The sequence below is a fragment of the Limnohabitans sp. G3-2 genome (genome assembly GCF_002778275.1).
Classification (GTDB): domain Bacteria; phylum Pseudomonadota; class Gammaproteobacteria; order Burkholderiales; family Burkholderiaceae_C; genus Limnohabitans_A.
The window spans coordinates 143,122-151,159 of record NZ_NESG01000008.1; the positions used below are offsets into that span (position 1 = coordinate 143,122).

At 61.5% G+C, this 8,038-nt stretch carries 5 protein-coding genes; 1 reads left to right on the top strand and 4 read right to left on the bottom strand.

Features of this window, described 5'->3' with window-relative positions; genetic code table 11:
• Positions 1-53 precede the first annotated feature (53 nt).
• Entirely contained in the window at positions 54-932 is an 879-nt protein-coding gene (yghU, locus tag B9Z31_RS14045; protein WP_100120186.1) for a glutathione-dependent disulfide-bond oxidoreductase, read from the top strand.
• On the opposite strand, the gene B9Z31_RS14050 is transcribed toward yghU, so the two are convergent.
• Genes B9Z31_RS14050 through B9Z31_RS14065 form a run of 4 tightly spaced genes read right to left on the bottom strand, consistent with a single transcriptional unit; the run spans position 919 to position 7,926 of the window.
• On the bottom strand, positions 919-2,109 hold the full coding sequence (locus B9Z31_RS14050; RefSeq protein WP_100120187.1) for an HlyD family efflux transporter periplasmic adaptor subunit: 1,191 nt from the start codon (positions 2,107-2,109) through the stop codon (positions 919-921). The genes yghU and B9Z31_RS14050 overlap by 14 nt on opposite strands.
• Entirely contained in the window at positions 2,106-4,292 is a 2,187-nt protein-coding gene (locus tag B9Z31_RS14055; protein WP_158235689.1) for a type I secretion system permease/ATPase, read from the bottom strand. The genes B9Z31_RS14050 and B9Z31_RS14055 overlap by 4 nt, the downstream gene beginning before the upstream one ends.
• 2 nt (positions 4,293-4,294) lie before the next feature.
• Positions 4,295-5,716 (bottom strand): sensor histidine kinase, encoded by a 1,422-nt coding sequence (locus B9Z31_RS14060; RefSeq protein ID WP_100120189.1) that lies wholly within the window; start codon positions 5,714-5,716, stop codon positions 4,295-4,297.
• The gene (locus B9Z31_RS14065) at positions 5,713-7,926 is read right to left on the bottom strand and encodes a glycosyltransferase family 41 protein (protein ID WP_100120190.1); all 2,214 of its coding nucleotides are present in this window, start codon (positions 7,924-7,926) and stop codon (positions 5,713-5,715) included. The genes B9Z31_RS14060 and B9Z31_RS14065 overlap by 4 nt, the downstream gene beginning before the upstream one ends.
• Between the last annotated feature and the right edge of the window lie 112 nt (positions 7,927-8,038).

Genomic DNA, 8,038 nt, shown 5'->3' on the forward strand with positions numbered 1-8,038 from the left:
ACTTTTCCCCTGATCGCATCCACCTGATCTCATCCACCTGAGCCTGCCACCCCATGACCGACGCCAGCACTTACACCCCACCCTCCGTATGGACTTGGAACAAGGCCAGCGGCGGGCGCTTTGCCAACATCAACCGCCCCATCTCGGGTGCGACACACGAAAAAGACCTGCCGCGCGGCAAACACCCGCTGCAGCTCTACTCCTTGGGCACGCCCAACGGCGTGAAAGTCACGGTCATGCTCGAGGAATTGCTGGCTTTGGGGCATGCAGGCGCCGAGTACGACGCTTGGCTGATCCGCATCCAAGAAGGCCAGCAGTTCAGCAGCGGCTTTGTGAGCGTGAACCCCAACTCCAAAATTCCAGCGCTCTTGGACTGCAGTGGCGAGCAGCCCGTGCGCGTGTTTGAGTCGGGCGCGATCTTGCTTTATTTGGCCGAAAAATTTGGCACCTTGGTGCCCACCGATCCGGCCAAGCGTGCCGAGTGCCTGTCATGGCTGTTTTGGCAAATGGGCAGCGCGCCCTATTTGGGCGGTGGTTTCGGCCATTTTTATGCCTATGCGCCCACCAAGATCGAATACGCCATCGACCGCTTTGCCATGGAGGTCAAACGCGAAATGGACGTGCTCGACAAGCGCTTGGCGCAGAGCCGCTTCATTGCAGGCGAGGACTACACCATCGCCGACATCGCCATTTGGCCTTGGTACGGCGCGCTGGCCAAAGGTTTGATGTACGAGGCGGGTGAATTTTTGCAAGTGCAGGAATACACCCACGTCCAGCGCTGGGCCGAAGAATTGGCGCAACGCCCCGCGGTCAAGCGCGGGCGCATGGTCAACCGCGTGATTGGCGCGCCCGAATCGCAGTTGCACGAGCGCCACGACGCCAGCGATTTTGAGACAAGCACGCAGGACAAATTGAAGGTCAACGCTCCCTGAGGGCCTGCGTCACGTTTTGCAAGGGCCGGAACAGGTATTCCAGCACGGTCTTCTGGCCCGTCTTGATCTCCACCGTGGCGGTCATGCCCGGCATCGGGAGCATCTTCAAGCCATTGCGCTCGAGGGCTGTGTCCGTGATGCGGACCAACAAGCGGTAATAGCCTTCTTCCAGCTCCATCGGCACCCCGGGGCGGCGCTGCTTTTCATCCCGCATCGTGTCAGGGCTGATGTGATCGAGCACGCCTTCCAGTCCACCAAAGCGGTTGTAGTCGTAAGCGGTAAGCTTGACGATCACCTTCTGGCCAGTCTTCAGGAATGCCACCTCAGCTGGCTTCACATAAGCCTCCACCAACATCTGGTCTTGCGTCGGCACGATTTCCAAAATCGGCATCCCCGCTTGCACCACACCGCCAATGGTGGTCACCTGCACATTTTTCACAATGCCGTCCATGGGAGCCTTGATCACGGTGCGGATCAAGGCGTCTTCGCGGGCCGAAGCGTTCTCACGGGTTTGCGACAACTCCGAGTCCACCCGCACCAACTCGTTGGCCGCATCGGTGGCATAGCGGTTCTTGCGCTCGCTCATTTGCCCCATCAAATCGGCCTGCTGACGCTTGAGGCGCAACAACTCCACCTCGGACACCAAACCTTGTTTGGTGAGCGGCTCGGTCATGGCGATTTCTCGGTTGAGGGCCTCTAGGGAGCGCTTCAGACTCGACTGCGCTTCGTCCAGCGACTGCTTGCGCGCAGCAAATGCCTGACGCTCTCGCGAAACCAATTCGGCGGGAATGTGCTTGCCGAAATCCAAACCACGGCCATACGCTTCGGCACGCAAACGCACAGCCAAAGCTTCGAGCGCCAGTTTCTTCTCTTTGGCCTCTCGAAACACCGGGCCCGAGCGACCCTCGTCCAGACGCATCAAGACATCGTCTTTTTTGACCACCGCCCCTTGGCGCACCAAGATCTGGCTCACCACACCAGAGTCCAGACTCTGCACCACCTGCTCACGGCTGGCCGGAATCACCTTGCCTTGGCCCTTGGTCACCTCATCCAACTCAAACCCAGCAGCCCACGTCAAGGCCGCCGCCAAAGTCACCACAGTGGACCACAACAGCCACTGACTGGCGCGGCGTTCCTCTTCCTCCACGGTCAGGATGCCAAATTCTTTGCGGCTCATGCAGCACCTCCGGGTGTGGCAGGGGCTTTGGCGCCAACCGAGATGCCCTTGCTCAGTTTTTCAATCATCTCGGCTTTGGGGCCTTCCAGCACACACTGGCCTGCATCGATCACGGCAATGCGGTCCACCCACTCCAGCAACTGGGTGCGGTGGGTCGACAACACCAGCGTGCGCCCTTGCAGCCATTGGCCCAGCACGGCAATCACACGGGCCTCGGTGTTCTGGTCCATGTTGGCGGTCGGCTCGTCCATGAACACCAGGGCCGGATCACGCAACATCAAGCGCGCCAAAGTGACCAATTGGCGTTGCCCGCCCGACAAACCACCTCCCGCTTCGGTCAAAGGCATGTCCAAGCCCTTGGGGTGTGCCGCCACCATGTTGTACAGGTCCAGGGTCTGCAAGACCTGCACGATCTTGGCGTCTGAAATCCAGCTGTCCGACAAAATCAGGTTCTCACGCAAAGTGCCCATGAACAATTGCGGGTCCTGCGACACATAGCCAATGCGCGCGCGCAGCTCGGCCGGGTCCAACTGGCGCATGTCGATGCCATCCACCCGCACACTGCCGCCCAGCGGGTCGTACAAACCTGCCATCAATCGGATCAAGGTGCTCTTGCCGCTGCCCACACGGCCCAGCAAAGCCAAATGCGAGCCAGCCTCCAGCCCCAAATTCAAACGGCGGATCACCGGCAAGCGCGACTCACCCGGATAGGCGAACTCCAAGTCCAAAGCCTCGATGCGCCCTTGCACCTGCTCGGGCACCACATAACGTTTGCCCACCTCGCGGTCGCGTGGCCGCTGGATCAAGCCGTCCAGCGTCTCCAGCGCCGTGCGGGCTTGCTGAAAGCGCGACGCCAGTCCCATGACACTGCCCAGCGGCGAAATCGCACGACCCAACAAAATCACGCAGGCAATCAAGCCGCCCAGCGTCAACTGGTTGGCGTGGATCAGGTACACCCCCCACACCACCATGGCCACCGTAGCCACTTGCGACAGTGTGCTGATGAAACCGGTCACCGCGTTCGAGAGCGAACGGATCTTGCGGTACGAATCGGCCCCGGCCAGGTTCGACTGCTCCCAGCGGCGCTGCAAATAGCCCTCGGCGTTGTGTGCCTTGAGCAGCTCCAGGTTCAGGACCGCCTCCACCAACACGCTTTGCTTGTCGCCAGACTCCTTCATGTTCTCGCGCATGGCCACCATCAAAGGTTTTTGCACCCACCACGCGAGCAGCAAGACCACGGGCACCGCCAAAGCCGGGATCCAGGCCAGCGGTCCGCCCACGATGGCGATCAACAAAATGAACACTACCACAAAGGGCAAATCGGCCAACACCACCAATGACGCCGACGAGAAAAAGTCACGCAGCGCTTCGAAGTCCTTCATCGAGCTGGAAAAAATGCCAATCGACTGCGGCCTGTGCTCCAAGCGGATCGACATGATCTCGCGCAGCAGTGTGGCGTTGATCGCCAAGTCCGCCCGCTTGCCGCCCAAGTCCACCAAGCGCGCCTTGAGCCAGCGCATCACGTACTCCAGCACTGCCGCCACCAACGTACCGATGGCCAGCGTCCAGAGCGAGGCATACGCTTGCGTGGGCACCACGCGGTCGTACACGTTCATGGTGAAAAACACACTGGCCAGCGCCAAGATGTTGGCCACCACCGTGGCAAGCATCGACTCGACATAAAAATGCCGAAAGCGCCACAGCGTGCCCCAAAACCAGTCAAACGCTGCACCCTGCATGGGCGTTAAGGTTTGATCAGCGCGTTGCGGCGGCAGCTTGACCACCAGCACTTCACCGCTGGCCAATGCATCCAACTCCGAGACGGGCATCACCAACTCTTGCTGTCCGGTCTCGGGTGACAAAATTTGCGCTTGGCCTTGCTCGATGGTGCGCAGCACACAAGCCCGTCCGTCTTGCAGCGGCACGATGACCGGCAACACATACCCGGGCACAGCGCTGGGTTTGACGCGCGACCAAGCCGCCATCAAGCCATGCACCCGCGCCAAATCGGGCAAGGCCGCTGCAGGCACATGGCCGTTGTCGTCTACCGCAAAGCCCACCCGCAAAGCGGACACATGCACCGGCAAACCCAGCAAATGGGAAGCCAAAGCCAGGCAATGCAGCAAAGGGTCTGCACCCAACGCAGCCGACGCGGCCAGCGTCTGTTGGGGTGTGGCACTCATGGTCATTTTTCTCCCTTTGAATCCATCCAAACAGGCAACTCGAGCACGACCTGCGCCCCACCGCCTTGCGCGCGGTTGCGCCACAGCAAAGTCCCGCCGTGTTGCACCGCGATGCGGCGAGAAATGGCCAAACCAATCCCCATGCCGTCTTTTTTCGTGCTTGAAAACGCCACATCGGTGCTGCCGAGCAATTGCGCTGAAAACCCCGGACCGTTGTCGTCTACCACCAACTGCAGACGCCCCCCGGCCGACTGCACATGGATGCAGATGTGCACAGGCTGGCCCGGCACTTGCGCCTGCACCGCGTTGCGCAAAACATTCAGCAGCACCTGGGACAACTGCACAGAATCCCCCAGGACCATGGGCGTGAGCACATCGGCGTGCACCTGAATGTCCGCCGCATCTTGGCGCTCTTGGGCAGGCAAAAGCTGCAGTACATCCTGTACCACGAGCAATAAATTCACAGGTTTGAAGTCGGGTTCTGCGGGTCGAATGAAATTTCGAATGCCCTTGAGCACGTTCGAAACACGCTCAATATGCGCCAGGATTTTTTCAACTTGGAGCAGCCTCGAATCATCCACAGCACGCATTTCATGCCGCAAAAAACCCAGTTCCACAGAGACCACCGTCAACGGTTGCGCCATCTCGTGGGCCATGGCCCCCGCCAACTCACCCATGCTGCGCTGTCGGTCCAGGTCGGCAATTTGCTGACCCAGCAACTGACTCGTTTGCTGTGAGCGTATCGCCACTTCATTGGCCACATGCTTTCGCGTAGAACGCTCCAGGTACAAACCCAAAATGGCCACACTGCCAAACACCGACATCACAAACAAACTGGAGGTCGTGAGCACACTGTCCCAATTGACCCCTAAGGGGTCGGTCGAGCTCATCCCCAGCAGCACACGGGCAGCGCGAACCAAGGTGGCCACTGCACCAAAAACATAGACCTGCGCCAACCACTTGGCACTGCTGCTGTCTTCATTCTTGTGCACCTGCCAAGCCAGCCAAGCCGTCCAGACAAACAAGGCCCCCATGGCCAGCAACACCCAGCTCAGGCGCAGCACCGCGCTGTCCAAGCCCAGACGGAAAAACTCTTGCACACCCAACACCAACAGACCCGCCAGCGCTGCCCGTTGCCACGCCGAAGGCTGGCCCAGTTCCATGCGCAAACCCACCACGTGCATCAGGTTTCCGCCGTAAAAAAATGCATTCATCACGCCAAAAGCCAGCCACCCCGGCATGTCGGGTGTGCGAAACGACAGCAGCAAGGACGCCAATCCCAAACTCACACTGCCACCACACCACACGCCCGCCGCAACAGTGCGGCTCTTGCCCATGACCACCCATGCCGCCAAGGGCATGATCACGTACAAAAAGCCCGCCGCCAAATAGGCCGTTGCCGGGTCAAAAGAAGAGGCGTTCATGGTGGGCAATGGGCTATCCACATGGCGCGCAAAGCGTGCGCCATGTCGCGGGTGTATCGGTCCACATCCCAAGCCGGTGCCGCCTGCAAACGCGCACGCAACCCAGCCTTGAGCTGCAGCAGCGCTTGACGGTCAGCCGCCATGCGGGCGGCAATGTCCACATAAGCCTCGTCACTGGGCGCCACCCACTCGGGCAGTCCCGCGGCGCGCATGAAGCTCGCGCCCATGCGCGAGACAAAGTTCTGGCCCTCTTTCACCACCACCGGCACGCCCATCCACAGGGCTTGCAGCGTGGTCGTGCCCCCGTTGTAAGGCACCGGGTCGAGCGCAATGTCCACATCGGCGTACTCGGCCATCATGTCGGCCAGGCCCACCGGGCCGCGAAACTCGATGCGGCTGGCGTCGACCCCTTGTTGCACAAAACGCTCGCGGAAGATGCGGATCGCCGACTCGTCGCGGAAACTCGGCGCCTTGAGCAGCAAGCGCGAGCCGGGCACCCGCGCCAACACTTGGGCCCACAAAGCGATGGTGTGTGGGGTGAGCTTGGGCACGTTGTTGAACGAACCAAAGGTCAGCGGCCGCTGGGCCTGCGCCGGGCCATACACCGGGTAGGGGTAATCGGCCTCTGGCGCGTAGCAAAACACCGTGTTCGGCAAGCGGTGCACACGCTCGGTGCACAGCGCATCGTGTGCGGGCGGCACCACCACCGGGTCGGCCAACAACCAATCGATGTTGGGCACGCCTGTCGAGCCCGGATACCCCAAAAACGACACCTGCACCGGTGCCACACGCTGTGCCAGCATGAGCAGCCGGTTGTGTGAGGTGTGGCCCGCCAAATCCATCAGCACATCGATGCCGTCGTCACGGATGCGTCGGGCCAGTTGCACGGGTGTCCAGCTGGTGGCCTGCACCCAGTGGTCTACGCGGCGCTGCGCTTGCTGCGTCTGGTCGTCGTGGGCCACGCCCACGTTGTAAATCGTCACCTCAAACTGCGACTTGTCCAGACGCGCCAGCACCGGCTGCATGAAGATGTTCACCGGATGCTGGTGGTGAAAATCCGCACTCAGCAAACCCAACTTGAGGCGCTTGCCCGGGTCGCGGGCATTGGCAAACTCTGCCGCTGGCCGTGCGCCCTGGCCCCAGCCTGCAAACAAGCTGCGGTGCAAGTCGGCCACCTCTTGTGCCGTCAGGCTGTCGCTGTAAAGCGCGCTCATGGCCGCGCTGGAGCGCATGGCCGAGTCCGGGCCTTCTTCTTCGGCCAACTCGCGGTAGAGCGCCAGCGCTTGGTCGGCATCGCCCAAGCGCCCCGACACCGAAGCGCGCATCGACTTGGCCCCGGGCTGCGGCGCCAGCGCTTCGGCCTGCGCCAGCGTTTGCAGCGCCTCGTCCAAATGCCAACTTTCCACATAGGCGTGCGCCAGGTTCCACAGCGCCAAAGCACTGCCCGGGTGGAGCGCCACATTCCGTTGGAGCACCGCCTGCGCTTCTTCCCACAGGTTGTGGTGGAACGACTGCATGGCCAGGCGCGTGAGCACTTCCTCACTGGTGGCGGCCGATGCCCGCTCGAACGCGCGGTGGGCTGCATCCGTCAAGCCCAGACGCATCAGCACATCGCCCAAGTCAATCTGCAAAGCCGCTGTCACGTTCACATCGGGTTCGGGCTTTTCCACCCGCATCAGGCCCAGCGCCTGGCGCAGTGATTCCAGTGCCCGCGCCGCATCGCCGCGCGCCAGCCGGCTCTTGGCCATTCGGGCATGCACTTGGCTGACCGGCACCGCATCACCATCGGGTGCCCGAGTCGCCAATGGCAGAGCGCGGTGGTAGCAAGCGGCCGCCTCGTCCCATTGGCTCGCAGCTTCCAGCGCTGTGGCCAAAGTCAACCATCCTTCCCAGTGCAGCGGGGCCACCTGGGTGGCCATGCGGTAGAAATGCATCACCTCGGCCTGGCGGCCCAGCTGGCGTGACAAATGCCCCGCCTCGAGCCAGCCCCTGAAATGCGTGGGGTGCTGACGCAGCAGCGCGGCAAAGCGCTCACGCGCCGTGCGCACCTCACCCCGGCGGACTGCGCACTGCGCCCACAACAAAGCCACTTCGGCCGAATCCGGCGATTGCTGCACAGCCTGCGCCAGTGCAGCTTCAGCGGCTGCCAGGTCACCGCTGTGCAGGGCATTTTTTCCCGCTTCGACCGAACTTTTTGTTGAATCAGACATACCGCTTTATTTTCAAGATTTTGGTGCGCATTATGAAGAAGAGGCAAGCCGGGCCATAAAGAACAAGGCTGGTGCACACCCTGCGGTGTGCGCCAGCCTGACAGCCCCAAGG